29 protein-coding genes are annotated in these 25,150 nt (G+C 67.5%); 11 read left to right on the top strand and 18 right to left on the bottom strand.

Translation table 11 applies throughout. The annotated features are described in order from the left end of the window. Positions 1–8 precede the first annotated feature (8 nt). From ABDW31_RS13325 to ABDW31_RS13315, 3 genes are all read right to left on the bottom strand, one after another. Positions 9–365, bottom strand: a complete 357-nt coding sequence (locus tag ABDW31_RS13325) for a hypothetical protein (protein WP_343698911.1) — start codon at positions 363–365, stop codon at positions 9–11. Positions 366–521: 156 nt separating this feature from the next. Continuing rightward, positions 522–707: a DUF3606 domain-containing protein gene (locus ABDW31_RS13320; protein ID WP_343698910.1), complete on the bottom strand. Its 186-nt coding sequence runs from the start codon at positions 705–707 to the stop codon at positions 522–524. A 46-nt stretch (positions 708–753) separates the two neighbouring features. Continuing rightward, positions 754–1,146, bottom strand: coding sequence for a hypothetical protein (locus tag ABDW31_RS13315; RefSeq protein WP_343698909.1), 393 nt, complete (start codon positions 1,144–1,146; stop codon positions 754–756). A gap of 269 nt (positions 1,147–1,415) precedes the next feature. Between ABDW31_RS13315 and ABDW31_RS13310 the strand changes: the two genes are divergently transcribed. Continuing rightward, positions 1,416–1,766 (top strand): PilZ domain-containing protein, encoded by a 351-nt coding sequence (locus ABDW31_RS13310; protein ID WP_343698908.1) that lies wholly within the window; start codon positions 1,416–1,418, stop codon positions 1,764–1,766. A 102-nt stretch (positions 1,767–1,868) separates the two neighbouring features. Here the strand turns inward: ABDW31_RS13310 and ABDW31_RS13305 are convergent, their stop codons facing one another. Both ABDW31_RS13305 and ABDW31_RS13300 read right to left on the bottom strand, forming a co-directional pair. After that, complete coding sequence (locus ABDW31_RS13305; protein WP_343698907.1) at positions 1,869–2,060, bottom strand: hypothetical protein; 192 nt, start codon at positions 2,058–2,060, stop codon at positions 1,869–1,871. A gap of 502 nt (positions 2,061–2,562) precedes the next feature. Further along, positions 2,563–2,895 carry a DUF3768 domain-containing protein gene (locus ABDW31_RS13300; RefSeq protein ID WP_343698906.1) on the bottom strand — a complete coding sequence of 111 codons (333 nt, stop codon included), beginning with the start codon at positions 2,893–2,895 and terminating at the stop codon, positions 2,563–2,565. Between the two features lie 514 nt (positions 2,896–3,409). Here ABDW31_RS13300 and ABDW31_RS13295 point away from each other — a divergent pair. From ABDW31_RS13295 to ABDW31_RS13270, 6 genes are all read left to right on the top strand, one after another. Then, entirely contained in the window at positions 3,410–3,844 is a 435-nt protein-coding gene (locus tag ABDW31_RS13295; RefSeq protein WP_343698905.1) for a hypothetical protein, read from the top strand. A 134-nt stretch (positions 3,845–3,978) separates the two neighbouring features. Next, positions 3,979–4,263 (top strand): AlpA family phage regulatory protein, encoded by a 285-nt coding sequence (locus tag ABDW31_RS13290; RefSeq protein WP_343698904.1) that lies wholly within the window; start codon positions 3,979–3,981, stop codon positions 4,261–4,263. A gap of 11 nt (positions 4,264–4,274) precedes the next feature. Beyond that, a complete protein-coding gene (locus ABDW31_RS13285) occupies positions 4,275–4,652 on the top strand; it encodes a hypothetical protein (RefSeq protein WP_343698903.1) in 378 nt (125 codons plus the stop codon). Between the two features lie 509 nt (positions 4,653–5,161). Beyond that, on the top strand, positions 5,162–6,061 hold the full coding sequence (locus ABDW31_RS13280) for an SDR family oxidoreductase (protein WP_343698902.1): 900 nt from the start codon (positions 5,162–5,164) through the stop codon (positions 6,059–6,061). Positions 6,062–6,388: 327 nt separating this feature from the next. Beyond that, positions 6,389–6,541: a hypothetical protein gene (locus ABDW31_RS13275; protein ID WP_343698901.1), complete on the top strand. Its 153-nt coding sequence runs from the start codon at positions 6,389–6,391 to the stop codon at positions 6,539–6,541. 392 nt (positions 6,542–6,933) lie between these two features. After that, positions 6,934–7,116 carry a hypothetical protein gene (locus ABDW31_RS13270; RefSeq protein WP_343698900.1) on the top strand — a complete coding sequence of 61 codons (183 nt, stop codon included), beginning with the start codon at positions 6,934–6,936 and terminating at the stop codon, positions 7,114–7,116. A gap of 84 nt (positions 7,117–7,200) precedes the next feature. Here the strand turns inward: ABDW31_RS13270 and ABDW31_RS13265 are convergent, their stop codons facing one another. The 6 genes from ABDW31_RS13265 to guaB all read right to left on the bottom strand — a co-directional run bounded on the left by ABDW31_RS13265 (position 7,201) and on the right by guaB (position 13,971). Next, a complete protein-coding gene (locus tag ABDW31_RS13265; RefSeq protein WP_343698899.1) occupies positions 7,201–7,458 on the bottom strand; it encodes a GlsB/YeaQ/YmgE family stress response membrane protein in 258 nt (85 codons plus the stop codon). Between the two features lie 202 nt (positions 7,459–7,660). Beyond that, positions 7,661–8,920 carry a tyrosine-type recombinase/integrase gene (locus ABDW31_RS13260; protein WP_343698898.1) on the bottom strand — a complete coding sequence of 420 codons (1,260 nt, stop codon included), beginning with the start codon at positions 8,918–8,920 and terminating at the stop codon, positions 7,661–7,663. A gap of 317 nt (positions 8,921–9,237) precedes the next feature. Then, a complete protein-coding gene (gene guaA / locus ABDW31_RS13255; protein ID WP_184719068.1) occupies positions 9,238–10,797 on the bottom strand; it encodes a glutamine-hydrolyzing GMP synthase in 1,560 nt (519 codons plus the stop codon). A gap of 34 nt (positions 10,798–10,831) precedes the next feature. Then, positions 10,832–12,109, bottom strand: a complete 1,278-nt coding sequence (locus tag ABDW31_RS13250) for an RsmB/NOP family class I SAM-dependent RNA methyltransferase (RefSeq protein ID WP_184719066.1) — start codon at positions 12,107–12,109, stop codon at positions 10,832–10,834. Beyond that, positions 12,109–12,504, bottom strand: coding sequence for an MAPEG family protein (locus ABDW31_RS13245; RefSeq protein WP_184719064.1), 396 nt, complete (start codon positions 12,502–12,504; stop codon positions 12,109–12,111). Before ABDW31_RS13245 ends, ABDW31_RS13250 begins: the two co-directional genes overlap by 1 nt. Before the next feature lie 3 nt (positions 12,505–12,507). Then, complete coding sequence (gene guaB / locus ABDW31_RS13240; RefSeq protein ID WP_184719062.1) at positions 12,508–13,971, bottom strand: IMP dehydrogenase; 1,464 nt, start codon at positions 13,969–13,971, stop codon at positions 12,508–12,510. Between the two features lie 161 nt (positions 13,972–14,132). Between guaB and ABDW31_RS13235 the strand changes: the two genes are divergently transcribed. Further along, positions 14,133–14,429 carry a type II toxin-antitoxin system ParD family antitoxin gene (locus ABDW31_RS13235; RefSeq protein ID WP_184719060.1) on the top strand — a complete coding sequence of 99 codons (297 nt, stop codon included), beginning with the start codon at positions 14,133–14,135 and terminating at the stop codon, positions 14,427–14,429. Between the two features lie 288 nt (positions 14,430–14,717). Here ABDW31_RS13235 and ABDW31_RS13230 read toward each other — a convergent pair whose 3' ends face one another. Beyond that, positions 14,718–15,428: an RlmE family RNA methyltransferase gene (locus ABDW31_RS13230; RefSeq protein WP_184719056.1), complete on the bottom strand. Its 711-nt coding sequence runs from the start codon at positions 15,426–15,428 to the stop codon at positions 14,718–14,720. Further along, complete coding sequence (locus ABDW31_RS13225) at positions 15,425–16,531, bottom strand: Ppx/GppA phosphatase family protein (protein ID WP_184719054.1); 1,107 nt, start codon at positions 16,529–16,531, stop codon at positions 15,425–15,427. The genes ABDW31_RS13230 and ABDW31_RS13225 overlap by 4 nt, the downstream gene beginning before the upstream one ends. A gap of 160 nt (positions 16,532–16,691) precedes the next feature. On the opposite strand from ABDW31_RS13225, the gene hspQ reads away from it, so the two are divergent. Next, positions 16,692–17,021, top strand: coding sequence for a heat shock protein HspQ (gene hspQ / locus ABDW31_RS13220; RefSeq protein ID WP_184719052.1), 330 nt, complete (start codon positions 16,692–16,694; stop codon positions 17,019–17,021). Between the two features lie 82 nt (positions 17,022–17,103). Next, positions 17,104–17,988 (top strand): phenylalanine 4-monooxygenase, encoded by an 885-nt coding sequence (phhA, locus tag ABDW31_RS13215; RefSeq protein ID WP_184719050.1) that lies wholly within the window; start codon positions 17,104–17,106, stop codon positions 17,986–17,988. Here the strand turns inward: phhA and ABDW31_RS13210 are convergent. Further along, positions 17,943–19,154 carry an acyltransferase family protein gene (locus ABDW31_RS13210; protein ID WP_184719048.1) on the bottom strand — a complete coding sequence of 404 codons (1,212 nt, stop codon included), beginning with the start codon at positions 19,152–19,154 and terminating at the stop codon, positions 17,943–17,945. The two genes, phhA and ABDW31_RS13210, sit on opposite strands and share 46 nt — an antisense overlap. A 15-nt stretch (positions 19,155–19,169) precedes the next feature. On the opposite strand from ABDW31_RS13210, the gene ABDW31_RS13205 reads away from it, so the two are divergent. Then, positions 19,170–20,087 carry a LytTR family DNA-binding domain-containing protein gene (locus tag ABDW31_RS13205; protein ID WP_184719046.1) on the top strand — a complete coding sequence of 306 codons (918 nt, stop codon included), beginning with the start codon at positions 19,170–19,172 and terminating at the stop codon, positions 20,085–20,087. Here the strand turns inward: ABDW31_RS13205 and astB are convergent. The 4 genes from astB to ABDW31_RS13185 are packed head-to-tail and all read right to left on the bottom strand — an operon-like array spanning position 20,084 to position 25,112. Then, on the bottom strand, positions 20,084–21,418 hold the full coding sequence (gene astB / locus ABDW31_RS13200) for an N-succinylarginine dihydrolase (protein ID WP_184719044.1): 1,335 nt from the start codon (positions 21,416–21,418) through the stop codon (positions 20,084–20,086). The two genes, ABDW31_RS13205 and astB, sit on opposite strands and share 4 nt — an antisense overlap. Then, entirely contained in the window at positions 21,415–22,866 is a 1,452-nt protein-coding gene (gene astD / locus ABDW31_RS13195) for a succinylglutamate-semialdehyde dehydrogenase (protein ID WP_184719042.1), read from the bottom strand. Before astD ends, astB begins: the two co-directional genes overlap by 4 nt. Beyond that, entirely contained in the window at positions 22,863–23,867 is a 1,005-nt protein-coding gene (locus ABDW31_RS13190) for an arginine N-succinyltransferase (protein ID WP_184719040.1), read from the bottom strand. The genes astD and ABDW31_RS13190 overlap by 4 nt, the downstream gene beginning before the upstream one ends. Further along, complete coding sequence (locus ABDW31_RS13185) at positions 23,868–25,112, bottom strand: hydrolase (protein ID WP_184719038.1); 1,245 nt, start codon at positions 25,110–25,112, stop codon at positions 23,868–23,870. Positions 25,113–25,150: the final 38 nt, after the last annotated feature.

Raw genomic sequence — 25,150 nt, 5'->3', positions numbered from 1 at the left:
AGGGCCGGTTAGTCGGGGTCTGGGTCGGGGTCACCGAATAGCCGCACCATCAAGATGGCCGTCTTGTCGCCGTCGTCGGCCAGCTGAAGCCGCTGCGGGTGGCGCGGCTGAGGCGAGAAGATATCCAGATGGGCCTCGTGGACCTCGGTCCAGTCCTCGGTTTCTCCGGGCATGATGACCCGCATGTCCGGATCGAAACGCCGCAGTTGAGCGATCAGCTCGCCGACGCTCAGCGGCCCATAGGGCTGGTGGCGTCTGGTCCGGCGCGGAGCCCGCACCAGGAAGTCCAGAACCCGTCGCACGCGGCTCCAAGCGGGCCGGGCCGCGCGCGCCACCGTCGAGGCCTGGGCTCCGATCGCGGTCATCGGCTCGCGCAGAGGGGTAGGCCCGCGCCCGGCCTTGTGCCGTCGCCCAAGGCGAAAACGGGGGCGGCGTCGATCAGGATCAGCAGGACTGCCAACATCGCCGCGCGCCAGCGATAGGGTCCGACCGTTCTGGCGCGAGGCGGCGGTCGGGCCATCTCAGTGGGCGCTGCGCTGGACGTAGGCGCGCACCGCCTCGGCGCTGTTGCCGACCTCGACCACGGCCTTGGCCAGAGCGTCGCGGCTGACGCCCAGGGTCTTGGTCCAGTATTCGACCTCGTAGGGCTCGCTGAGGCTGATGCGCGAGGCGTCCGCCGGTCCGCGAAGGTCTTTGTCATCGGACATGAAAAAATACTCCGGCTCTAGAGCCTGAACGATCAAATGATGGCCTCTAGCGGTCGCGCAGATAGACCACCCGCGTGGTCGGGCCGCGCAGCAGCAGGCCCAGAAGGACGCCGACGCCGGCGGCGATGCCCAGGGCGCGCGCCGGCTTGAGCTGGACCCATGCCTCGAGATCGCCGTAGCCGTGCTGGATCTTGCTGGTCGCATCCTCGGCGACTTCACGCGCCCGCTCGCGAGCCTCGTCGATCACAACGCTGGCGGCCTCCTTGACGCTGGCGGCGGCCGCTTTGGCGGAGGTCTTGGCGGCCTTGAAGGTCGCGGCCGCTTGCGGCCCCGCCTCGCCGTTCGCGCGCGCGGCCAGGTCGCCGCCCAAGTCGCCGCTCAAGTCGCCGCCGAGCTCACCGATGAAACCTTCGCCATCGGCGCTGCGATAGTCGCTCATGTCTGTCCCCTGCGAGAAGATTGGATCGCCGCGATCGGCGTGCGGCTAAGAAAGCCTTGGCCCGTCCAGTTCGTTCCTGGCCGCGCGGCGGGTCGACCGCATCACACCGATGCGACCAAGCTCCCCAGGCGCCGGTCCCCGCCCCCCCTGCCCCCGCCTGCCCCGTACGACCGGCGGCGGTTTCTGCGAAGAACTGAGCTTGGGATGGCTGGCTCTTGCGCGCGCCTCGGCAACCGAAACTCAAGCTTTGCCGGGCATAGTCCTGCGCCATGCGGCCCTACACACGCCCCGAAGACCGTCACATCGAACGCCGATCGGCGCCGCGCCGCCGCACCTTGCTGGCCGGCAAGCTGGCCTGCGGCGATCCGGCCGTCACGATCGGCTGCGGGGTGCGAAACCTTAGTGAGACAGGGGCCCAGATCGAACTGGAAAGCCCCGCCCTGGTGCGCCCTCCCCTGCGGCTGCTGATGGCGCGCGATGGCGTCATCCACGAGGCGGACGTGATCTGGTCCTGGGGCAAGACCCTGGGCCTGTCTTTCACGGCGACCTATTCGGCTCAGGACGAGGTTCCGGACGCGCTCAGGGTGATGCGGGTGCTGTGGTCGGCGACCAGGGCCTGAACGCGACAGCGCCTCGGTTCCGGCCGCTCAGTGTGTCGTGTCGATCGCGTCAGACGCCGCCCCCGGCCGTCACGATCGCGAGGCGCCTCCGAAAAATAGCGCCTAGCCCACCATGCGCTCGGCGCGCCGGACCAGTTGTCTCAGCAGCGATTCAGCCAGGGCCTGCGGCGGGCGGCCATCGCGATAGGCATAGGTGGATCCGAACGCGCTATCGACCGTCAAGCGATCGTAGGCGCCGGCTTGCCAGGTCGCCCGATGCACCTGGCCGTCGATTTCAACTTCAAACGCTTGCATGTCTCTGCCCAAACCCCGTGTCGAGCTCCTTGACGCCCGACCGGACGCATGAGCGCGCCAGAGGCGTTTTGGTTGCGCGCCAGGACGCCGACCCCAAGCCAAGCGACCCTTGGCCCAACGATGCCAGGCCAAGACCCGGTTGGAACGACCCAGCGCGATAAAGGGCGCTCCACCGCATCCACGGGGCGCTCGTTGGGGCGCTCCTTGGGGCGCGCGCGTCGCGTTCAAGAGAGCAGGGTCGCGGCTTGCCTGTTTCGTTCCCCAGGCGTTGCGGCTTCGTGCGAAAACCGCGTCGATCTCCCGACAAAGCCCGTCGCGGCGCGACCGTGCTTGCGGTCAGGGCTTGGGGTCCAAGCCTCGGCGCCTGTGGGACCGCGCCGCCTCGAAGCTTTCCAGTCGTTCGGCGGCGTTGGAAGCCTGGACACACGGCCAGACCGGACTCGCTGTCGTGTTGTCGTGTTGACGCCGCCGCGCCCGATGCGGGCGCGGCGGCGCGCGGCTTTCAATATTCCTCCGCCAGCATCAAGGTCAGCACCCGCTTGGTGACCGCCGGATCGGCCGGATCGGGCGAAGCCATGCAAAGGTCGAGGTCGTAGTAGTCGATCTTCCAGAACAGCTTGGCCCCGCCGATCAGGAAGGCGCCGCAATCGCGCTCCCCGTGCGGATTGTTGTCCTTGTGGAAATCCTTGAATGCGGTGACGGCGGCGAACGCCGCCTGTTGGTCGGCCGCTGGCAGGGCGTGGACACCCTGGGTCATCACCCAGCCCGCGCCGGGCTCGGCGCGGCACGCGTCGTTGAGGGCCGCGATGACGGCGGTATGGTCTTGCTCGGTCATGTAAGTCTCCCTTCAGGGTTCGGGGTCAGGGCGCAAAGCGCGCCTGACCCCGACGCCCGTCGGCGAGACCGGGTGTGCAAACGGAGGGTCGTCTTCGCGGGGACCCGCCTGCAGGGCGCGCCCTGGCGATGGCCGATCCCTGTCGACGCGACCGAAGGTGGGCGGAAGACGATCCGAAGTGCGCCGAGGGCGCAGCCCTAAGCCTGCGCGCGCCGCCTATGGCGGGCGCCCTCTCACAATGAAGCCTGCACAGGAGCCCGCGCCCAGCGCGGGCGGGAGGCGGCGTCGAGCCTCCGGCGGCGGCGCCCAAGCCCGGCTTGGGGCCGCCTGAAAGGTCGCGCCCGAGGGAGCGGCGAAAGCCGCGGGACCGAGCGTGACCGCCGGGGGCTCTCCTTGCCTTTAGGCGTGGGCCAGCGCGAAAGCGCAGGCCCACGCCGCGTCTGGCCCATCATGCCAGGTTGGGTCCGACGCTGACTAGGATAGTCTGGCGGTGAGACCGAAAGGAGAAAGAGCCATGACCGAGGCGTCTTGGACCCGGACCGAGGAGCGGGCGCTTCAGCGCTTCACCCTGGCTCTGGTCGAGACCTGCGTGCGCAACACCGTGCTGGAGGACTGGCATGCTGGTCGCACCGTGGTCAGTCCGGCGGGAGACTTCAGCGACGTCAAGATTGTCAGCCCGGCCGGCGAAATCCCCTATCTGGATGCCTCGCGCATCTCGGACGCGGAGATGAAGGCGCTGATGAAGCAGGTGGTCGACGCGGTCTTCACCTTCCTCAGCTTTCCGGGCCAGCCGATCCGGCTTGGCGGCGCGTCCAGCTGGGATGCGCCCAAGCTCAACGCGGCGATGGTTGCGGGCATCCTGCGCCAGCGGGCCATCAGAGATGGCGCCGACCCCGCCGAGATCTATGGCGCCCTGCCCCGCCCGGAAGGCTGGCCGCAAGAGGACTAGCGTCCAGGCTGGGCAGCCTTGATGACCGGCGCCGCCGATCGCCTGTCTTTCCACGCCAGGGTACGCATGGCCCCCAGCTGGGCTTGCCGCGCGCTCAGCCGGCGACCTTAGTGGGCTCAAAGCCTGAGCCCGCCATGACCCAACACCCCCTCTCCCCGCCGCACCCCGTCGGGCGCGTGCCCGCCACCCGCCCGATCCGCAGGCCCGAACTGCGCAAGCTCGTGCCACTGGCCGACACCACGATCTACGAGATGGAAAAGCGGGGTGAATTCCCCCGCCGATACCCCCTGACCCGTCGCTGCGTGGTCTGGGACCTGGCCGAGGTCGAGGCCTGGCTGGCCGACAGAAAAAGGCAAGCCGATCCTGAGCCCGTTGAAGGTCCAGACGTCAATCTCAGGCGGGCACGGCCCGTCCGCTAGCGCTACGGCGCTTGCATCGCCGGCGCGGTCTAGGCGGCGATCTTCTCCGCGCCTTTCATTCGCGGGCACGTTCGACGGCGTCAAAGCCGCTGACCAGCAAGGCGACGGGAAAGCCCGAAAGCCGGACGACGCCGCCCTGCCGCCTCGGCCCAACCAGCATCGACTGGACCGCAACCCGCTCGGGGGGCGCGCCCAGGGCGCTCGATCTGGCCGTCGATTTCGTGGAGGAAGAAGCCCCGTCGATCGCGGTTGTCAAGGATGGCCGGGCTTTTCGCGCCCCGGTGGGCCTCAAGCCGCTCGCGCGGTGGCTGACTTCGGCGGCGGGTGAGCGCGAGCCGCTTGCGCTGATCCCGACCTATGCGGTGGCGCGGCTTCGCGCCGTCCGCTAACGGCTCGGACACCCATCGAGACCCTCCGGGAGGTCGCGTACCGTCTCGTTCAGCCCGGCTAGCGCGTCCGCACGACAATCGAGGGCGCGGCGGAATCGCACGGCGTACGCACGGCGATCCAGCACGCCCTACCCCAGGCTTGGTCGAAGCTCGTGAGCCGGGCGAGCGGCAGGGCCGCGCGCCGGCGGACACATCAACCGAACCGTTCCTGAAAGATCTCGATATCGCCCACGGCGGGTATCCGCTGCTATGCCAGGGCGAAAAACACCGATTGGAACGACCCGTTCCCAAGCCGCCTTCCGCAGTTCAAGCAAAGCTACCGCGAGGCGTCGCATGCCACGGGACAGCATCGGCTATGCGAAAGCTGAGCCATGGGGGCGCCGTCTTTGCTGATCGTCCTATCGACGCCACGCGTCTCGCGGCTTCTCAAAAGACGGACACGTGCGCGAGGGGGAACAGTCGCTCCGGCGCGCCGTTGGATCGGGGCCCTTCCGTAACGGAGACGATCCATGAGCCAGGACGACCGACTGCGCATGCAGGACCCGCGCGAGCAATATCCCAAGCCGCCGTTCCCCGCCCAGCCGCAGGCCGCGCCCGGCCTTGCCGCGAGAATGCATCCACGTCCCGACCACGGCGAGGAAAGCTACCGCGGCTCCGGAAAGCTTGTCGGCCGCAAGGCGCTGATCACCGGCGCCGATTCCGGTATCGGCCGCGCCGCAGCCATCGCTTTCGCGCGGGAAGGCGCGGACGTCGCCATCGGCTATCTGCCCAGCGAGGAGAGCGACGCGCGCGAGGTCATCGCTCTGATCGAGGCCGAGGGCCGCAAGGCGATCGCCCTGCCCGGCGACATCAAGGACGAGGCCTTCTGCCAGGATCTCGTGGCCAAGGCCGTCGAAGGCCTGGGCGGCCTGGATATTCTGGTCAACAACGCCGGCAAGCAGGTCAGCCGCCCCGACATCGGTGCGATCGACAGCGAGCAGTTCGACCAGACGCTCAAGACCAACCTCTATGCGATGTTCTGGATCACGCAGGCGGCCAAACCCCACCTGCGGCCCGGCGCCGCGGTGATCAACACCGCGTCGGTTCAAGCCTACGAGCCGTCAGAGAACCTGCTGGACTATGCCACCACCAAGGCTGGCATCGTTGCGTTCACCAAGGCTCTGGCCAAGCAACTGATCAAAAGCGGCGTGCGCGCCAATGTCGTAGCGCCCGGCCCGTTCTGGACGGCGCTGCAGCCGAGCGGCGGCCAGACCCAGGAGAAGGTCCAGCACTTCGGCGAACAAAGCCAATTTGGGCGTCCCGGCCAGCCGGTCGAGATCGCCCCCGTCTACGTCCTGCTCGCTTCACAGGAGGCCAGCTTCATCACCGGCGAGGTTTATGGCGTGACCGGCGGCGCAGGCATCGCCTGAGGCGTATGTCCGCTTCGGCTCGGTGGATGACGGCGACGGCCGCACACGGGCGGCCTGAGATATCGACGTCGAACACCGTGGCGTCGCCGCCCGCAGGTCGCTGGTGGTCCTCCAACGACATCCACCGTGACGTACCATCACCAAGGCTCTTGTAGCATCGTTCCACGGCGGACCTCGACGCTATCGAACCATTTGACCTAGCGCAAACACACGTGGTGATCATCGGGCCGGGGTAGACGACACTTTGTATTTCGGGCGTCAAATTGCCTTTGCATACGTGTCTGCAACATTGGCAATACGGTTCCAACGCGAGGACGGGGACTGAGTATGTTGGAATATGGCGATGCCTTCCTCGAACAAAATCGTAAAGCCCTGGCGGCTCTGCGAGCCATGTCGCCCGCCGCCTTCGCTGTGGCGGTTGAGATGACGCCGCAACAGGCTGAAGTGATGGACGACGAAGAAGAGCTGGCAGCAGCCTAAGCGTTAGAGCTCTGCCGACCAATTTTCCGCGAGAATATCCGCGCTGCAGGCAACTGTCGGGCGTCGAACTGACCCGCGCGGCTCGGCGCGGCCGGCTCTAGCTACGTGCCCTGATCATCTCTGGCTATGCCGACCTCGACGATATCGCGCCGGACCTGCCGCGCCTGTCCAAGCCTTTCCGCCAAGCCGAGCTTCTCGGCGCGATCAATCGTCTTGGCGAGACTGCGGTCACCGACTGATGGTTCGGCCCCTTTCCGGCCCGACCATGACCGGGTTACGCGAGGCTCAGAGCCGCACCTTGCTATCGTTGACGATCGGATCATCTTGCGCCCATGGCCAAGTATGACCCTTTGCGACGTTGCCTCGCCCGTCAAAAGACGGTCCGCGTTGAGTTGTCGTTCGCAGATGTCGAGCGACTGATCGGCGCCTACCTGCCCAAGGCCGCCACGCGGGCGGCGTGGTGGAGCGGCGAGGATCAGGGCCCCAATACCACCGTCCAGGTCCAAGCCTGGCGCGCCGCGGGCTATCGCGCGGCCCTGGCGGGCGGCGAAAGGGTTCTGGTCGAACGCAGATGATCCGATCGTCCGCAGGCCGATCCGCCGAAATCAAAAAGGCCCCCGGATCGCTCCGGGGGCCTTTTCTCTGATCATGCCGCGACGCTAGAGCGCGCGCCGGCCGGCCATGAGGTGATAGATGAACAGCACGACGACCGCGCCGACGGTGGCCACGAGCAGGCTGTAGAGGTTGAAGCCGGTGACCCCGGCGCTGCCGAATTGGTTGAATAGGAAGCCGCCCACCAAGGCGCCGACGATCCCGAGGACGAGGTCCAGGACCAGGCTGCCGCCGCTGCGGTTCACGAGCTTGCTGGCGATGAAGCCGGCCACGAGGCCAAGCACGATCCAAGCGAGAATGGACACGGAGGTCTCCATGTGATGCGCCGTCACCGGCTGATGCGGGTAATAAGCGGGTGACGCAGGCTTGGTTCCGCAAGCCTTGGCCTCAGCCCGCGCGCTTTCCGTCCAAATACGCGGGGACGGAGTCTTCTCGACTTCAGCGTCAAACTTAATGCGATTTCCACGCACGTGCTTACATCAAGGGCGAACCATAAGCTGTACGGTGTCAGTGGCCCCCGGGATCGAGTGTAACCCCGTGAGTGATTGAGGGCTGTAGGACGGGCGTATGGCGCCGACCCGCGACCCACGCGTCGATCATGTCAGCCCATTCCTGGAGCATGTGCATACGGGCGTGGGCATACTCGGCAACGTTATAGACCCGACGTGCCGTGCGGCGATCGATGTGCGCCAGGCACTTCTCGATCCAATCGCCATCGAAGCCCACCTCGTTGAGCAGTGTCGAACCTGTGCGTCTCAAGTCATGGACGGTGAAGGGTTCAAGGGGCTGCTGGTTCTTGCGCGCTAGCTCGGCGATCGCGGTCGTCACCCGATTGAAGGTCGCCCGCGACATGGGTTGATCGGCCTCATAACGCGACGGCAACAGATAGGGCGAATTGCCTGCACAGGTCTTGAGCGCGATCATGATGTCGAGCGCCTGGCGCGAGAGGTAGACGTTGTGGGGCTTGCCGCTCTTCATTCGCGCGGCAGGGATCGTCCAGACGGCGTTGACGAAGTCCACCTCGTCCCAGGTCGCCAGCACCAGCTCGCTCTTGCGCACCAAGGTCAGCAAAATGAGCTTCATGCCCAGGCGGATCGTGGGCAACGTCGGCACCATGTCCAGGAGCGGATACATGATCCGGATCTCCTTAGGGCTCAGGGAGCGCTCGCGAGGTATGAAAGTGGCGATCGACGAAGGCCGGACATCATTGGCCGGGTTCTCCACCTTCTCGCCGTTTAGCCGGGCGTTGGCGTAGACGAGCTTGATGACCTCGCGCACGTGCAAGGCTGTAGCGGGCGCGTCGCGGTCCTTGATCTTTTGGCAGAGGTTGCGGATGTCGAGCGGCTCGATCTCGGTCAGCAGCCTGTTTTGGAACGGCGCGGCGATATCACGCTCGTAGATGCTACGACGCAGAGCCCGGGTGCTGTCCGCCATCTTGGTGTTTTCGAGCCAGTCCAGCGCGAACTCCCCGAAGGTGCGGGCGGCCTGGAGCTTGGCCTTGGCGCGTTGCCTTTCGATCGCTGGCGAGCGTCCTTCTCGGACCGCCTTGCGGGCCTCCGTCCCCAGCTCCCTCGCTCGCAGCAGCGTGATGCCGTCGGGACCATAGCGCCCCAAGGTCAGGCTCTCGCGCCGCCCGTTTAGCCGGTAGTCGAGACGGAAGGTGATTGAGCCGGTCGGAAAGACCGTGACGTATATGCCGTCACGGTCGGCGACCTTGTAGAGTTTCTCCTTTGGTTTCAGCCCTTTAAGCTTGGTTTCGGTGAGCATGGACGGTCTCCGGCTTACCCGAAATCCCATCGAAAAGGCCGCAAAAATACGTCACCCGAAAATGCCCGGGTGGATTTGCCTTTTACGTAACGATTTCAGATTGTTAAGGTCGAAAAAAATACCGTCATGACGTATTTTCCTGACGGTATATCGCCCAACGTCAATTGGGCAAGGGACCCACCTTGCCGTCATCCGCACCGTAAAACGAAAAGAGCGCCGGCGATTGCCAGCGCCCCTTATAGAACGAAAACACGTTTTATTTCAGTAGCTTAATTCGGCTTGCCGATCACCTCGGAAAGTCACCGAACGACGTTCCGTCACTCCCACTCGATCGTGCCGGGCGGCTTCGACGTCACGTCGTAGACGACCCGGTTGACGCCGCGGACCTCGTTGATGATCCGGGTCGCGGTCTTGCCCAGGATTTCCCAGGGGAATTCGAAGAAGTCGGCGGTCATGCCATCGGTCGAGGTGACCGCGCGCAGGGCCAGGACGTTCTCGTAGGTGCGAGCGTCGCCCATGACGCCAACGGTCTTGACGGGCAGCAGCACGGCGAAGGCCTGCCAGATCTTGTCGTAGAGGCCGGCGTTGCGGATTTCTTCGAGGTAGATGGCGTCGGCGTCCTGCAGGACCTTGACCTTCTCGGGCGTGATCTCGCCGGGGATGCGGATGGCTAGGCCCGGGCCGGGGAACGGGTGGCGGCCGACGAAGGCCGGCGCTAGGCCCAGCTCAACGCCCAGCGTGCGGACCTCGTCCTTGAAGAGCTCGCGCAGCGGCTCGACCAGCTTCAACTTCATGTAGTCCGGCAGGCCGCCGACATTGTGGTGGCTCTTGATCACCGCCGACGGGCCGCCGCGGGCCGAGACGCTCTCGACGACGTCGGGATAGAGGGTGCCCTGGGCCAGGAACGCCGCGCCATCGATCTTGGCGGCTTCCTTGTCGAAGACGTCGATGAACAGGCGACCAATGGTCTTGCGCTTGGTCTCCGGGTCGCTGACGCCGGCCAGCTCGCCCAGGAACAGGTCGCCGGCGTCCACGTGGACCAGCGGGATGTTGTAGTGATCGCGGAACAGGGTCACGACCTGGTCCGCCTCGTTCTTGCGCAGCAGGCCGGTGTCGACGAACACGCAGGTCAGCTGGTCGCCGATGGCCTCGTGGATAAGCACGGCGGCCACCGAACTGTCGACGCCGCCCGACAGGCCGCAGATCACCTTGCCGTCGCCGACCTGGTCGCGGATCTTCTGGACCATCTCCTGGCGGAAGGCCGCCATGGTCCAGTCGCCCTTCAGGCCGGCCAGAGCCAGGAAGTTCCGGTAGATCTGGGGCCCGTTGACGGTGTGGTAGACCTCCGGGTGGAACTGCAGGGCGTAGATCTTCTTGGCGTCATTGGCGATGGCCGCGAACGGCGCGCCGGTCGAGGTGCCGATGACCTCGAAACCCTCCGGAATGGCGGTGACGCGGTCGCCGTGGCTCATCCACACGGTTTCCAGCTCGCCAACGCCAGCCAGGCCTTGGAACAGCGGGCTGGCCTTGCCCACGGTCAGCTCGGCGCGGCCGAACTCGCCAGCGTGGCCGCCCTCGACCTTGCCGCCCAGCACATCGCACAGCAGTTGCTGGCCGTAGCAGATGGCCAGCATGGGCAGGCCCAGGTCGAACAGCTTGCGACCGATGCGCGGGCTGTCTTCCTCAAGAACGCTGGCCGGACCGCCCGACAGAATGATGGCGGTGGGCTTGTAGGCGTCGACCAGCTCCTCGGCCTTGTCGAACGGATGGATCTCGCAATAGACGCCGGCCTCGCGCACGCGGCGCGCGATCAGCTGGGTCACCTGGCTGCCGAAGTCGACGATCAGGACGCGCTGGTGGTGGGTTTCGGTGGTCATCGGCAGGTCTCCAGCGGTCGGCGGGCGGCGGTGGTCAGGGCGTATGGGAGGATCGCTCCAGCACGGCGGCGAAGAAGCCATCCGTTCCGGCGCGATGCGGGGTCAGGCGCAGATAGCCCTCGGGGGTCACATGGGTGACGCCGTCCAGGGCGATCGGTCTTGAGGTAAATTCGGGGTGACGCTCGAGGAAGGCGGCGACACGATCCTCGTTCTCCTCGGTCAGCAGCGAACAGGTGACATACACCATGCTGCCGCCGGCCTTCACGAAGGTCGAGGCGTCCTCCAGGACCGAGTCCTGCTCGATCTGGCGCTTGGCCAGCTGGTCGGGCGACAGACGCCACTTGGCGTCGGGATGGCGGCGCCAGGTGCCAGCGCCGGTGCAGGGCGCGTCGACAAAGACAACGTCGATCTTGCCTTCCAGGCCCTTCAAGGGCTGGGCCTCGATCGGCGAGCGGATCTGCAGGTTGCGCACCCCTGCCCTTTGGCCGCGACGGATGGTGTCGGCCAGGCGGCGGGCGTCGCTGTCGTGGGCGAAGATCTGGCCGGTGTTGCCCATGGCGGCGGCCAGGGCCAGCGTCTTGCCCCCACCGCCCGCGCAGAAGTCCAGCACCTGCTTGCCTTTGACCTCGCCGGCGACGGCGGCGGCGATCTGCGAGCCCAGGTCCTGGACCTCGAACCAGCCCTTGGAGAAGGCCGGCACGGCCTCCACGGACGGGGTGCGGTCGGCGGCTTCGGGCGCAGGAATGCGGAAGGCGGTCGGCAGGACGCCGGCCGGGTCGGCGCCGATCAGCGCAACGGCCTTGGCCCCGCGCTCGGCGTCGGTCTTGAGCGTATTGACCCGCAGGTCGACCGGGGCACGCTCGGACAGCGCCTGCATCTCGATCGCCTGGTCGGCGCCCAGGGCACGCGCCAGGTGCGGTTCCAGCCAGTCGGGATAGTCGCCGGCGATCGGGGCCGGCGCGGCGTCCAGCGACACGGGATTGGCCAGGCGCTCACGCTCGGCGTCGGTCAGCGCGCCGAAGCCGTGCTCTTCCGCCCCCGCCTCGGCGATACGCTCGGGCGTCCAGCCCCAGGTGAAAGCCAAAACGCCCAGCATGACGGAACGCGGGCTCGCATCGCCCATCTTCCAGCCCAACGAGCGCTTGCGGCGCAGGGCGTCCAGCACGAGCCCCGAAACGAAGGCCCGGTCCTTGGAGCCGGCGTAGCGCGCGGCCTCGCCCCAACGCTTGAGCGCCATCTTGACCGGAAAATGCCGCGCCTCGATCTCGGTCAGAACCTCGATCGCTGCTGAAACCCGTCCGCCGTCCCGCATCAGACCACCAGGGCCGCGAGCAGCATCAGGATGCCGATCAGCGAGGCCAGCCAGGCGAGGCTGCGGACATAGGGCACGCCGAAGGCGTAAAGCGGGACGTAGACGGCGCGGGCGATCACATAGATCAGCGCGCCCTGAGTGGTGATCTCGCCCAGGCGGCCGCCCAGATAGTCGATCAGCACCAACGCCACGAAGAACGGGAACGTCTCGCGGAAGTTGGCGAAGGCGCGCTCGAGCCGGCCGGCCATGCCGGCCAGCTCGATCTTCTGGTCGCGAGGACCGGTATTCCACTTCAAGCCCCGCTGGGGCTGAGCGGCCGCGGCCGCCCACAGGAGGTTGACGATCCCGATCAGGACCGCCACCGCCACCATCTGGAGCTCGAAGGCCATCCGCATCGCCTAGACCGCGCTCGGATAGTTGGGGGCTTCGCGCGTGATCATCACGTCGTGGACGTGGCTTTCACGCAGGCCCGCGCCCGTGATGCGCACGAAGCGCGCGCGCTCCTGCAGCTCGGGGATGGTCGGCGCGCCGACATAGCCCATGGCCGCGCGCAGGCCGCCGACCAGCTGGTGCAGCACCGGCGAGATCGGGCCCTTGAACGGGGTCTGGCCCTCGATGCCTTCCGGCACCAGCTTAAAGCTGTCCGTCACTTCCTTCTGGAAATAGCGGTCGGCCGAGCCGCGGGCCATGGCGCCCACCGAGCCCATGCCGCGATAGCTCTTGTACGAGCGGCCCTGGTAGAGGAACACCTCGCCCGGCGCCTCTTCGGTGCCAGCGAACATCGAGCCCATCATGGCGGTCGAGGCCCCGGCCGCGATGGCCTTGGCCAGGTCGCCCGAGTACTTGATGCCGCCGTCGGCGATGATCGGCACGCCGGCCTCACGGCCCGCGCGCACGGCTTCCATGATCGCGGTCAGCTGCGGCACGCCCACGCCCGCGACGATGCGGGTGGTGCAGATTGAGCCGGGGCCGATGCCCACCTTCACCGCGTCGGCGCCAGCATCGATCAGGGCGCGAGCGGCGTCGTAGGTGGCGATGTTGCCGGCGACGATCTGGACGCGGTTGGCTTCGCGCTTAAGACGCGATACCGCTTGCGCGACCTGGCTGGAGTGGCCGTGGGCGGTGTCGATAACGACGACGTCGACACCGGCGTCCACCAGGCCCATCGAGCGCTCGAAGCCAGCGTCGCCGACGGTCGAGGCCGCGCCGACTAGCAGGCGGCCCTTGTCGTCCTTGGCGGCCAGGGGGTGAGCCTGGGCCTTCTCGATGTCCTTCACCGTGATCAGGCCGACGGCGCGATAGGCCTCGTCGACGACGATCAGGCGTTCGATCTTGTGCTTGCGCAGCAGCTGGCGCGCTTCGGTCTGATCGACGCCTTCGGCAACCGTGATCAGGTTCTCGCGGGTCATGATCGCCGAGGCCGGGACGTTGGCGTCGCCCTCGAAGCGCATGTCGCGGTTGGTGACGATGCCGACCAGCTTGCCCGAGCCGCGCTCGACGACCGGGAAGCCCGAGATCTTGCGGCGGGCCGTGATCTCGCGGATCTCGGCCAGGGTGGTGTCGGGGTGGATGGTCAGCGGATTGATGACCATGCCGCTTTCGTAGCGCTTGACCTCGCGCACCTGGTCCGCCTGTTCCTCGTTGGTGAGGTTACGGTGCAGGATGCCCAGGCCGCCGGCTTGAGCCATCGCAATGGCCAGGCGGCTTTCGGTCACCGTGTCCATGGCGGCGGACACGAGCGGAATGTTCAGACTGATTTCACGCGTGAACCGGGTCTCGGTCGTCACCTGGGTAGGCATGACGTCGGACGGGCCGGGTTCGAGCAAAACGTCGTCGAAGGTGAGCCCTTCGCGAATCTCCATCGGAGTCTCCATTTTGCGGCGCGGATATAGCCGCGAGGTCGGCGGTTGTCGAGGCGGTGGAGACGGGAAATGGCGAGGAATTTTGCGATGGCAATGTGACAGGGCTGTTCCCTTGCCCCGTCGCGACCAATAATAGATATTGACCACAAAGGAGACACCGCATGGCCATCAGCGTCGATCTAGGTCCGCAACTCGAAGCCGTCGTCACCGATCTGATCGAGAACGGCCGCTATGGCTCCAAGAGCGAGGTGCTGCGCGAGGGCGTGCGCTTGGTGCAGGAGCGTGAGGCCAAGCTGGCGGCGTTCCATGCGTTGATCGACGAAGGCCTCGCCGACGCTGAAGCTGGCCGCACGGTATCGCTGGAGGAAGCCTTCGCGCACATGGAGGCTGAACTCGACCTGTTGCTGGCTGAACCCGCCGGCGTAGCCGAACCGTCGCCCGACTATCTCGACAAGTGAAAACGCGGTTCGCCCAGGCTGCGCTTCAAGATCTTTCCAGGATTGCGCGCTGGATCGCTGACGATCGACCAAATGCATCCAAGGCCATTGCGAGGAGGCTACGGGCAAAGTGCATGGGGCTGGCCGATCACCCGCGCGCCTACCCGCTTTTACCCAACCAAGGAGAACGCGGCGTAAGGCGCGCGCCGCATGGACGATGGGCTATTTGCTATAGCGTCGACGACAACGGTGTTCTGGTCATCCGCATCCTGGACAGTGCTCAGGACGCCACCGACCTCTTCTAGCGCCCTACCGCCCCTTGAACCCCGTCGCGACCAGGAAGACCTCCGAGCTGTCGGCGCGGCTGGCCTTGGGCTTGAAGTGCTGGACGCGGTCGAAGTGCTTCTTCAGCCGGGCGATGACCTCGGCCGTCTCGCCGCCCTGGAAGGCCTTGGCGACAAAACTGCCGCCGGGCTTGAGGGTGTCGATCGCGAACTCGGCGGCGATCTCGATCAGGCCTACGATGCGCAGGTGATCGGTCTCGCGGTGCCCCACGGTGTTGGGCGCCATGTCGGACATGACCAGGTCGGGCGCGCCGTCCAGCAACTCCAGGATCTTGCCCGGCGCGTCGTCGGCCGTGAAGTCCATCTCCAGCAGGTGCGCCGGGGCCACCGGGTCGACGGGCAGCAGGTCGATGCCGACCATATCGGTCACACCGCGCTCGACGGCGATCTGCAGCCAGCCGCCGGGGGCGCAGCCCAGGTCGATGACTTTCGCGCCCTTCCTGAAGAAGCCGTACTTCTCGTCGATCTCGCTGATCTTGAAGGCCGCGCGGCTGCGATAACCGAGGGCGCGCGCCTTGGCCGAGAACGGATCGTTGATCTGCCGCTCCAGCCAGGCCTGCTGGCTGGGGGTGCGACCGTAGGCAGTCTTCAGGCGTGCGGGCTTGGCGCGACCGCTCTCCGTGCCGCCTGAGGGCGGCTTGACCATACGCTTGCGGGGGGGCTCTTCATCGCTCATGCGGCTACCGGCTTCTTGGATGCGCCGCCGCGACGGCGCCGGCGCGGGCGCTTCTGCTGGTCGGACATCAGGGACATCAGGAGGCCTTCTCTAAGCCCTCTGTCGGCGACGCGCACCCGCGAACATGGCCAAAGCTCCTGCACGGCCTGGAGGATGGCCGCGCCGGCCAGGACCAGATCGGCCCGATCCGCGCCAATGCAGGGCTCCTGCGCGCGCTCGGCGGCGGTCAGGCCCAGCAGACGGCCGGCGGCGGCGTCACAGTCGGTGCGGTTCATCCATAGGCCGTCGACCACGTTGCGGTCATAGCGCGGCAGGCCCAGATGCAGGCCCGCCAGGCTGGTGATGGCGCCCGAGGTGCCGACCAGATGCGCCCGCCCCTCCTCGAACACGGGACGCATCGCTTCGGCGTGCGGGAAGCCGTCGATACGGCTCTTCACGTCGTCGACCATGGCCCGGAACCAGGCTTCGTCGGCGCGCTCGCCTTCGGGGAAGCGCTCGGACAGGGTGACAACCCCCACCGGGATCGACAGCCAGGCCTTGATCGGCAGCTTCCAGGCCGCGAACTGGCGCGGCTTGGCGTCCAGGCCGCCGCCCTTCAGATCGACCCAGGACAGCTCGGTCGAGCCGCCGCCGACATCAACGACTAGGGCCGCGTCCTGCTGGCGATCGAACAGGCTCATGCACCCGGCGACCGATAGCTGGGCCTCTTCACGCGGGCTGATGATCTGCAGCTTCAGGCCGGTTTCCTCGTGCACCCGGCGCACGAAGTCGGGACCGTTGGTGGCGCCACGGCAGGCCTGGGTGGCCACGGCCTTGACGCGCAGCGCCTTGCGGCGACGGATCTTCTCGGCGCAGACCTTCAGGGCCGCCAGCGAGCGATCCATGGCCGCCTCGGACAGCTGGCCGGTTTGCGACAGACCCTCGCCCAGGCGCACGATGCGGGAATAGGCCTCGACGACGCGGAATCCGCGCGGCGAAGGCGTGGCCACCAGAAGGCGGCAGTTGTTGGTCCCCAGATCCAGCGCCGCATAACATGCGGCATCGTCCTGAGACCGCCGGCGCCGCCCGTTGGGAGCACCGGGCGCGCGGGGCGCGTCCGACATGGTCTCTACCTGTCTCGCAGGCCTCGCATACGGTTGCGAAGCCTCACTTCGAGTCGACCATAGCACGCCACTCGCGCGTCGGAAGGCGCCCGCTTGTCATCCGGGTTCGGAAGTCTCACCGTTCAGGTTTCAGTCAGGTGCGCCTGCTATCGTTAACGCCATGAACTCGAGACTCGCCAAATTCGCGATCGGCCAGGTCGTCAGGCACCGCATCTTCCCGTTCCGGGGCGTGGTGTTCGACGTCGACCCGGTGTTCGCCAATACCGATGAGTGGTGGGAGTCGATCCCGGAAGACATCCGGCCGACCAAGGACCAGCCCTTCTACCACCTGCTGGCCGAGAACGACGACAACAGCTACGTGGCCTATGTGTCCGAACAGAACCTGCTGCCTGACGACAGCGGCGAGCCGGTCGGCCATCCGCAGACGGCCGTGATCTTCGAGTCTTTCGATCACGGGCTGTACAAGCTTCGCCCCCGGATCTCACACTAAGCCGGCACATCTCTCCGCCGACCTGCCGTTTTGGCGCAAACTGCGAACAGCTTTTGCCAAATCCGGGGCGTACCGTCGTTCCATGAGCGCAGACGGTTTTAGCAACGGGCCGCCCCCGGGCGCCCGCCCCGATTGGACGATCGACCAGGGCTGGGAGACCTATTCCCAGGCCGAGCACGACGTCTGGATCACCTTGTACGAACGCCAGGCCGACATGCTGCACGGCCGCGCCTGCGACGAATTCCTGCGCGGTCTGGACGCGCTGGACCTTCACCGCTCGGGCATCCCCGACTTCAAGCGCATCAATGAAGAACTCCAGCGCCTGACCGGCTGGACCGTGGTCGCCGTGCCGGGCCTCGTGCCCGACGACGTGTTCTTCGATCACCTGGCCAACCGCCGCTTCCCGGCCGGCCAGTTCATCCGCAAGCCGCAAGAACTGGACTACCTGCAGGAGCCGGACATCTTCCACGATGTCTTCGGCCACGTGCCGATGCTGACCGATCCGGTCTTCGCCGACTACATGCAGGCCTATGGCCAGGGCGGCCAGCGGGCGCTCTCCCTGGGCCGCCTGGCCAATCTGGCGCGCCTCTACTGGTACACGGTCGAGTTCGGCCTGATGAACACCCCGGCCGGCCTGCGCATCTACGGGGCCGGCATCGTCTCGTCGCGCACGGAATCGATCTTCGCCCTGGACGATCCCTCGCCCAACCGCATCGGCTTCGACCTGGAGCGGGTGATGCGCACGAACTACCGGATCGACGACTTCCAGCAGGTCTATTTCATGATCGACTCGATCAAGACGCTGCAGGAGGTCACCCTCCAGGACTTCGGCGCGCTCTACGGCCGCCTGGCCGGCCAGAGCGACCTCGGCGTCGCCGAGATCGTCCCCGGCGACGCCATCATTACGCGCGGCACCCAGGCCTATGCCAAGGCCGGCGGCCGCTTGGCGGCGACCTCGGCCGGCTGACCTTTCAGGCCGAACAGGATCCGCACATAGGGGATGCGCCGCACGATCTCATAGGTCGCAAAGCAGCCGGCGAAGGTGCCAGCAACCAGGATCGCACCCTCCAGCCCCTGCGGCAGCCCCAGCTTGGCCAGGTGATGGGCCAAGACCACGGTCAGGGTCTGGTGGACCAGGTAGAACGGGAAGACGCCCAGCGTCAGATAGCGCAGCACAGGCCCGCCCTTGGTCAGGTGCTTGGCCCCGAACCCCAGGATGGCGACGATGGCGCACCAGGTGTCAGTAGCGAACACGAACCGCATGGCCTGGATCAGCGGCTGCGGCGGAACGGCGTCATCGGCGCGATAGACCCAGACATAGCTGGCCCAGCCTGCCCAGGCGGCGATCGCCAGCATCAGGGCCGGCCAGCGCACGGCGATCAGACGGTCACGCAGCACCTGCGACTTCGCCAGACCGAAGCCCAGCAGGAAGGCGCTGAACGAGACGGCGTGGACATAGTGGTCGCCGACCAGGGCGTGGGTCTCGCCGAAGCGGATCAGGAACGTGCGGGCCAGGCCTAGGAACAGGATCGGCCAGACGAACAGGCCCCAACCCTTCAGCACACGCTCAGCGCCCGCCTGGATGCGATCGCCAGCCTTGCGCCAGACGAGCAGGATCAGCGACAGAACCAGCGCGTAGAACAGCAGATAGGCCACGAACCACATGTGGTTCCAGGTCGGCGTCGTCACGCACTTGCCGTCCGTACCGCACCAGCGGCCTGCGCCTGTCATGTAGCGGATCCAGAAATTGTCGACGCTCAGCGTCGTGCCTGGATGAGCGGCGATGAACTCGACCACCTGATAGTAGGTCTGCGGCGGCACGATCACGACCATGGCGAAGATCAGCGGCGGCAGCAGGCGTGCGATCCGCGCCCAGGCCAGCTTTCCGACCGAACTCTTGTCGGCCATGAACCGCGTCGCAGCGCCCGACACCAGGAACAGCAAGGTCAGCCGCCAGGGGTTGGTCAGCAGCATGAACGGCATCAGCCCTTCGACCACGTGCGGCGTCTTCACGTGCCACTCCCACGGCACGTAGAACATGCCGGTGTGATAGAGGATCAGTAGGAAGAACGCGCCGACTCGGATCCAATCCAGATCGTATCGGCGGGTCAGGGGGACGGCGGTCGTGGTCATCAAGGGGCGTCCAGCTTGAAAGGTGATGCCGGCGACCTGAACCGCGCCGTCCACAGCGGCCAAGCCCTAGGGGATCAGCGGGCGCTGGCCGGGACGACCGGCGAGCCATCCGGGCTCAAAGGCGTGCTTTCAGGGATGACCGGCGAAGAGTGGCGACAGCTGCGACGCGCCTGGCTGCTGGGCCTGGCGATCGTGGCGATGATCGCCTTTATCAACATCCTCACCATCCAGCACGACGCGCCTGAGCTGGGCCTGGTCTCGCCGGTGATCTGGGAGACCAGCAGCGCCCTGGTCATCTTCGGCCTGTTGGGGATCCCCGCCGGCATGGCGCTGTGGATGATCCGCAAGCAGCCCCGATGGCGGGTCGCGGCCCCCGTCCATCTCGTCGCCGTGCTGATCTATTCGGCCCTGCACGTCGCCGGCTTCGTGGCGTTGCGCATCTGGGCGCACGCGAGCCTGGGCCAGCGCTATCACTTTGGCCCGCTGTCGACCGAGTTCCCCTACGAATTCCGCAAGGACATCATGTCCTACGGCCTGGCGACGATCATCTTCTGGTTGGCCCTGCGCCGGGGCGGCCAGAAGCCGACCGAGGCCCCGGCCCCGGCCGCACCAGCCACATTCGACATCCATGACGGCGCGCGGATGATCCGGGCCTCAGTGTCAGAGATCCTGGCCGTGCGTTCGGCCGGCAACTATGCCGAGTTCGTGCTGGCCGATGGCCGCCGTCCTCTCACCCGTGCGTCGCTGGGCGCGGTGCTGGAAGGGCTGGCCCCGCACGGCTTCGTGCGCAGTCACAAGTCCTGGCTCGTCAATCCGGCTCGCGTCACCGGCCTCAGGCCCGAGGGTTCGGGCGACTTCGCCATCGAGCTGGGCGACCTTGAGGTCCCGCTGTCGCGGCGCTTCCCGGACGCCTTGGCGGCGATCCGTCGCTAGCGTTGGAACGGGTAGAAGTCGCCGCCCAGGTCCAGGATCGTCGTTAGCTCATCTAGCGCCTCGCGGCTCTCGGTCAGCAGCAGCGGATCGGCCAGATCGGCCGGCGCGAGGCGGTCGCGATAGCGGCGCGTCACCCAGTCGGCCAGGGTCGTGTGCAGGCCGGGCGTGAAGCGCTGAGCCGGATTGGCCGCCTCCAGCTCGTCCTCCGTCAGCACCACCCGCAACCGCAGGCAGGCCGGACCGCCGCCGTTCCTCATGCTCTGGCGGACGTCGACATAATCCACCCGGCCGATCGGTCCGTTGGACGAGGCCAGCCCCTCGGCGACGGCAAAGGCGTTCGGGTTGTCGCGCGTCTCGGCCGGGGCCAGCAGCACCAAACGGTCCTCGCCGGGCACGACCAACAGCTGCGAATTGAACAGATAGCTGGCCACCAGATCGGCCATCGGCAGGTCGGCCTCTGAGACCTCGACGAAGGCAGGTTCGAACAGGTCGCCGGCCGCGGTGCGGACTTGGCGCTCCATCAGGGCGCGGTCCTCGAAGGCGCGCTCGTGGTAGAACAGGCATTCGCGCGTACCGACGCAGACCACGTCATTGTGGAACGCTCCGCCTTCGATCGCCGCCTTGCCCTGCTGCGGGAACACCGCCCGCGCCGCGCCGTGGCGACGCTGGATCGCCTCGAAGGCCTCGCGGGTCTGGCGCGCCGGAAAGCGACCGTCCCACGGCCCCCAGGCCTCGCGGCCCCAGACGAACAGGTTGACGCCCGGCGCGCCATGTTCGGCGCACAGCCGCACATGGTTGGCCGCGCCTTCGTCGGCGAAGTGCGGCTGGGTCGGCAGCGGCTCGTGGACGGCGAAGCGGCTTTCGTCTGGGAACAGCCGGCGCAGAGCGCGGGTGGTCTGTGGGCCTTCCAGGCTGCGGTGCAGGTTGGTCAGCAGGTTGGCCGGCGTGAGGTGGACGCGGCCGTCCTCGGTATCGGCGCTGGGCGTCACCGTCGCGGCGTTGGCGGCCCACATCGGCGAGGCCGAACAGGCGGCCGCGGCCAGGGCCGGCGCGTCCTTCCAAGCGGCTTCGATGACCGCGTCGTCGGAGCCCGAAAAGCCCAGCGACTTCAAGAGGTTTACGGCCGGACGCTCGTGCGGCGGCAGCACGAACTGCGGGATACCCAGGTCCGCAAGCCGGCGCATCTTGGAGAGACCCTCGAGCGCCGCACCGCGCGGGTTCGAGACCTCGCCCGCGTTCTTCGTACTGGCGAGGTTACCGGGCGACAGGCCGACATACGAGTGGGTCGGCCCGACCAGCCCGTCGCAATTGGCCTCGAACGCCGAACTCATCCGCGCAGTCCCTTGATATCCTTGAGGGTATCGGCGACCGCTTCCGCCTCGAAACTGGCGACCGGGTAGGCGCAATAGTCGGCGGCGTAATAGGCGCTAGGGCGGTGGTTGCCCGAGGCGCCAAGCCCCCCGAACGGCATCGAGCCCGCCGCCCCCGTGGTCGGTCGGTTCCAGTTGGCTACGCCCGCACGGATGCGGTTCAGGAACTGATCCCAACGCTTTGATTCAGCGGAAATAAGCCCCGCCGACAGGCCATAGCGCGTGGCGTTGGCGGCCTTTAGGGCGTCGTCGAAACAGGTCACGCGGCGCACCTGCAGCCACGGGGCGAACAGCTCTTCGTCGGGGGTGTCGACGCCGGTGACGTCAACGATGCCGGGCGTCACGAAGGCTTCGCTCAGCCCCTCGACGGCGCCCAGCGACCGGATGCGCTCGCCGCCCATGGTCGACGCTGCCGCACGGGCGGCGTTGGCGGCGCGGGCCGAGATCATCGGACCCATGAAGGCTTCGCCCTCGCCGTTCCATGGCCCAATGCTCAGGCGGTCCGCCAGGGCGGCGGTCGCCTCGATCACCGACCGGCCGAACGCGTCATCCGGCACGATCAACCGCCGGGCGCACGAGCAGCGCTGGCCGGTGGTGATGAAGGCCGACTGCACGACCAGGGCCGCCACGGCCTCGGCGTCGCCCGCGTCCCACACCACCAGCGGATTGTTGCCGCCAAGCTCCAGGGCCAGGATCACGTCGGGCCGGTCGGCGAAGTGGCGGCGGAAGAAGGTCCCGGCCGCCGCCGAGCCGGTGAACAGCAGGCCGTCGATCTCCTGGTTGATCAGCGCCTGCCCCGTCTCGCGGCCGCCCTGCACCAGGTTGACGACGCCGGCCGGAACGCCGGCCGCCTCCAGGGCCTCGACCATCAGTTGGCCAGCCAGGGGCGTCTCTTCCGAGGGCTTGAACACCACCGTGTCGCCCGCCAGCAAAGCCGGGACGATATGGCCGTTGGGCAGGTGGCCGGGGAAGTTGAACGGCCCCAACACCGCCATCACGCCGTGGGCCCGATGGCGCAGCACGGCGCGGCCGAAAGGCATGGCGGTCTCAGTGACGCCGGTGCGCTCGTCATAGGCGCGGATCGACAGATCGACCTTGCCAATCATCGAGGCCAGCTCGGCCTTGGTCTCCCACAGCGCCTTGCCGGTCTCGCGGCTCAAGGCTTCCGCGAAGGCCGGCGTGCGCTCGGTCAGGGCGTCCTTGTAGCGGCGCAGGACGGCGATCCGCTCTTCGCGCGGCCGGTCCGCCCACGCGGGGAAGGCCCGCCGCGCGGCCTCGACCGCGTGGGCGACGTCGGCCCCATCGGCCGTCGCTTCGCGCCAGACCGCCTCGCCGCTGGCCGGATCGGTCGAGACCAGTTCCGGCCCGCGCCCCGCGCGCCACTTGCCGTCGATGAACACGCCACTCATGCCTTCACCCGCACCATGTCGCCGTCCCGAACGCCCAGGGCGTCCAGCGCCTCGCGACCCAGGATGGCGGTCTCGCCGTCGATCAGCACAGGCGTCCGCACCGCCCGGAACCTGGCCACCGCGCCGGTCGAGACCAGCGCCTCCTCGCCGAACGCGTCCTCGCCGAGCTTGACCCGCAGGCGGCGCGCGTCGCGCACTGTGCGGATGTCGTCGCGCGGACAGGCCACGGTCGGCCCGGCGTCGAACAGGTCGACCAAGCCCTGGTAGCGGAAACCCTCGCGCTCCAGCATGGCGCGGGCCGCCTCGCCGTCGCGGTGGACGCGGCCGATGACGTCGCGCGCCGACTCCGGCAGCAGCTCGGTGTAGATGGGATGGCGCGGCGACAGGTCGAGGATGAACTGGCCGTCGGTCGAGGCGCTCATCAGGTCGGCCTGGTCAAACTCCAGGCGGAAGAACTTGCTGGCCACGTGGTCCCAGAACGGGCAGCGGCCGTCGTCGTCGAACCAGCCACGCAGCTCGGCCAACACCATCTCGGCGAAACGCTGCGGCTCGATGCCGATCAGCATGTAGCGCGACTGGGCCAGCAGGCGCCCCGCCCCGCCCTTGCGCTTCTCGGGCCGCAAGAACAGCGAGCCGACCTCGGACCAGCCGGCGCATTCGTTCACCAGAACGAGGGCGCTGTGGTCGAAGCGCATCTCCAGGGTCGGCGACGACTGGGCCAGGGTCACGACGCGGAACGAGAAGTGCGGACGCTTTAGGCCAACGCCGGCCTTAACCCCGGCCACGCCCTCGATCGCGCCCGCCTCCAGGTCCTCCAGCATCAGGGTGTACCATGCCTCGGGCGGGGCGACGCCGGCCTGGAAGCTGGCCTCGGAGAGAGCCAGGCGCGCGCGCAGGGTCGGCTCGTCCTCGGGCAGGCTGGTGAAGCCGCGCCCGGACAGCACGGCCAGTTCCATCAGCGCGTCGAAATCGGCGGAACCGGCAGGACGGACAACAAGCATTCAGACGCTCCCCATGGCTGCGCGGATCGCTCTGGCGTCGATCTCGCCGCTGGCCAGTTTCATCAGGATCAGGGCCGAAAGCTGGGCGCGTTCGACGAAGCTTTCGGGAAAGGCGTGTTCGGCCTCGCTGTGGATGTCTCCGCCGCGCACGCCCAGGGTGTCGACATTGGGCAGACCCGAGGCGAACAGGTTGTTGCCCTCGCAGACCCCGCCGGACGGCTTCCAGCTGATGTCCTGGCCGAGCAGGGCCCCGACATCCTTCACCGCGCCGAACAGCTGCTGCTGGGCGGCGTTGAAGGGCTTGGCGCCGCGGGTGATCATGCCGTGCAGGTGGGCGTGGAGGTCATCGCTCACACCTTCCACGATCCGGGCGACCTGCGCCTCGAACCAGGCGGCCGCCTCGGCCTCCGGGAAGCGGACGTTGAAGCGGACCACGGCGATGTCGGGCACCATGTTCAGCGGCGCGCCGCCGTCGATGCGCGAGACATTGACCGTCACCCCGTCGCGCTGGCCGTTCAGCCCGTGCAGGGCCTCGGCGACCCTTGCCGCGCCGATCACCGCATTGCGGCCGGCGGCGAAATCGCGGCCGGCGTGAGCCGCGCGGCCGTGGATGACGATGTGGAAATTGCCCGAGCCCTTGCGCGCCGAGGCCAGGGCCCCGTCGGCCAGGGCCGGCTCATAGGTCAGGCCGACATGGCCGCGCCGGGCGAAGTCGGCCAGCACCGGTCCGGAGGCGATCGAGCCGATCTCCTCGTCCGGCGACAGCAGCACGCGGTAGCCGACCTTGGCCGCCTCGGGATTGCGCTCGAACGCCTGCAGCGCCGCCAGCATCACCGAGAGGCCGCCCTTCATGTCGGCGATGCCCGGCCCGTGCAGCGCGCCATCGGGACGGGTGCGGACCAGCTGGAACGCGCTCGTCTCGGGATAGACGGTGTCGTAGTGGCCGGTCAGCACGACCTGAACCGGGGCTTCGGGTCGCACGACCACGGCCAGGCACGAGGGATGGGCGAACTCGGTCTCGCGGCCGTCGGCGGCGATCTCGCGCGAAGGCGACAGCGGGATCTCGATCGGCGCGGCCGGCAGGTCGGCGGCGGCGTCGAGCAGGATCTGCCGCTGCCGCTCCAGCCCGCTCAGATGGCGGCTGCCGGAGTTCACGGCGCACCAGTCCACGGCGCGGTCGACAATGCGACCGCCGTCCCGCGCGATGTGGTCCAGAACCGCGCGATCTTCTGAATCGAGACGCATGAAAAGCTGGTCCTCCCTCAGTCACGATAACCAAGGGC

Source organism: Caulobacter sp. (assembly GCF_039596335.1).
GTDB lineage: Bacteria > Pseudomonadota > Alphaproteobacteria > Caulobacterales > Caulobacteraceae > Caulobacter.
This window is presented reverse-complemented; position numbering and strand designations above follow the sequence as displayed.

What these genes read in the sequence shown, in the direction of transcription:
- ABDW31_RS13225 (WP_184719054.1), bottom strand. Translation starts at nt 16,531, where the DNA reads ATGTCGGACGCGCCCCGCGCGCCCGGTGCTCCCAACGGGCGGCGCCGG.
- ABDW31_RS13310 (WP_343698908.1), top strand. Translation starts at nt 1,416, where the DNA reads ATGCGGCCCTACACACGCCCCGAAGACCGTCACATCGAACGCCGATCG.
- ABDW31_RS13235 (WP_184719060.1), top strand. Translation starts at nt 14,133, where the DNA reads ATGGCCATCAGCGTCGATCTAGGTCCGCAACTCGAAGCCGTCGTCACC.
- ABDW31_RS13210 (WP_184719048.1), bottom strand. Translation starts at nt 19,154, where the DNA reads ATGACCACGACCGCCGTCCCCCTGACCCGCCGATACGATCTGGATTGG.
- ABDW31_RS13290 (WP_343698904.1), top strand. Translation starts at nt 3,979, where the DNA reads ATGACCCAACACCCCCTCTCCCCGCCGCACCCCGTCGGGCGCGTGCCC.
- ABDW31_RS13230 (WP_184719056.1), bottom strand. Translation starts at nt 15,428, where the DNA reads ATGAGCGATGAAGAGCCCCCCCGCAAGCGTATGGTCAAGCCGCCCTCA.
- astB (WP_184719044.1), bottom strand. Translation starts at nt 21,418, where the DNA reads ATGAGTTCGGCGTTCGAGGCCAATTGCGACGGGCTGGTCGGGCCGACC.
- astD (WP_184719042.1), bottom strand. Translation starts at nt 22,866, where the DNA reads ATGAGTGGCGTGTTCATCGACGGCAAGTGGCGCGCGGGGCGCGGGCCG.
- ABDW31_RS13275 (WP_343698901.1), top strand. Translation starts at nt 6,389, where the DNA reads ATGTTGGAATATGGCGATGCCTTCCTCGAACAAAATCGTAAAGCCCTG.
- ABDW31_RS13190 (WP_184719040.1), bottom strand. Translation starts at nt 23,867, where the DNA reads ATGCTTGTTGTCCGTCCTGCCGGTTCCGCCGATTTCGACGCGCTGATG.
- ABDW31_RS13250 (WP_184719066.1), bottom strand. Translation starts at nt 12,109, where the DNA reads ATGCGGGACGGCGGACGGGTTTCAGCAGCGATCGAGGTTCTGACCGAG.
- ABDW31_RS13260 (WP_343698898.1), bottom strand. Translation starts at nt 8,920, where the DNA reads ATGCTCACCGAAACCAAGCTTAAAGGGCTGAAACCAAAGGAGAAACTC.
- guaA (WP_184719068.1), bottom strand. Translation starts at nt 10,797, where the DNA reads ATGACCACCGAAACCCACCACCAGCGCGTCCTGATCGTCGACTTCGGC.
- ABDW31_RS13295 (WP_343698905.1), top strand. Translation starts at nt 3,410, where the DNA reads ATGACCGAGGCGTCTTGGACCCGGACCGAGGAGCGGGCGCTTCAGCGC.
- ABDW31_RS13315 (WP_343698909.1), bottom strand. Translation starts at nt 1,146, where the DNA reads ATGAGCGACTATCGCAGCGCCGATGGCGAAGGTTTCATCGGTGAGCTC.
- ABDW31_RS13320 (WP_343698910.1), bottom strand. Translation starts at nt 707, where the DNA reads ATGTCCGATGACAAAGACCTTCGCGGACCGGCGGACGCCTCGCGCATC.
- phhA (WP_184719050.1), top strand. Translation starts at nt 17,104, where the DNA reads ATGAGCGCAGACGGTTTTAGCAACGGGCCGCCCCCGGGCGCCCGCCCC.
- ABDW31_RS13305 (WP_343698907.1), bottom strand. Translation starts at nt 2,060, where the DNA reads ATGCAAGCGTTTGAAGTTGAAATCGACGGCCAGGTGCATCGGGCGACC.
- ABDW31_RS13280 (WP_343698902.1), top strand. Translation starts at nt 5,162, where the DNA reads ATGAGCCAGGACGACCGACTGCGCATGCAGGACCCGCGCGAGCAATAT.
- ABDW31_RS13245 (WP_184719064.1), bottom strand. Translation starts at nt 12,504, where the DNA reads ATGCGGATGGCCTTCGAGCTCCAGATGGTGGCGGTGGCGGTCCTGATC.
- hspQ (WP_184719052.1), top strand. Translation starts at nt 16,692, where the DNA reads ATGAACTCGAGACTCGCCAAATTCGCGATCGGCCAGGTCGTCAGGCAC.
- ABDW31_RS13325 (WP_343698911.1), bottom strand. Translation starts at nt 365, where the DNA reads ATGACCGCGATCGGAGCCCAGGCCTCGACGGTGGCGCGCGCGGCCCGG.
- guaB (WP_184719062.1), bottom strand. Translation starts at nt 13,971, where the DNA reads ATGGAGATTCGCGAAGGGCTCACCTTCGACGACGTTTTGCTCGAACCC.
- ABDW31_RS13300 (WP_343698906.1), bottom strand. Translation starts at nt 2,895, where the DNA reads ATGACCGAGCAAGACCATACCGCCGTCATCGCGGCCCTCAACGACGCG.
- ABDW31_RS13185 (WP_184719038.1), bottom strand. Translation starts at nt 25,112, where the DNA reads ATGCGTCTCGATTCAGAAGATCGCGCGGTTCTGGACCACATCGCGCGG.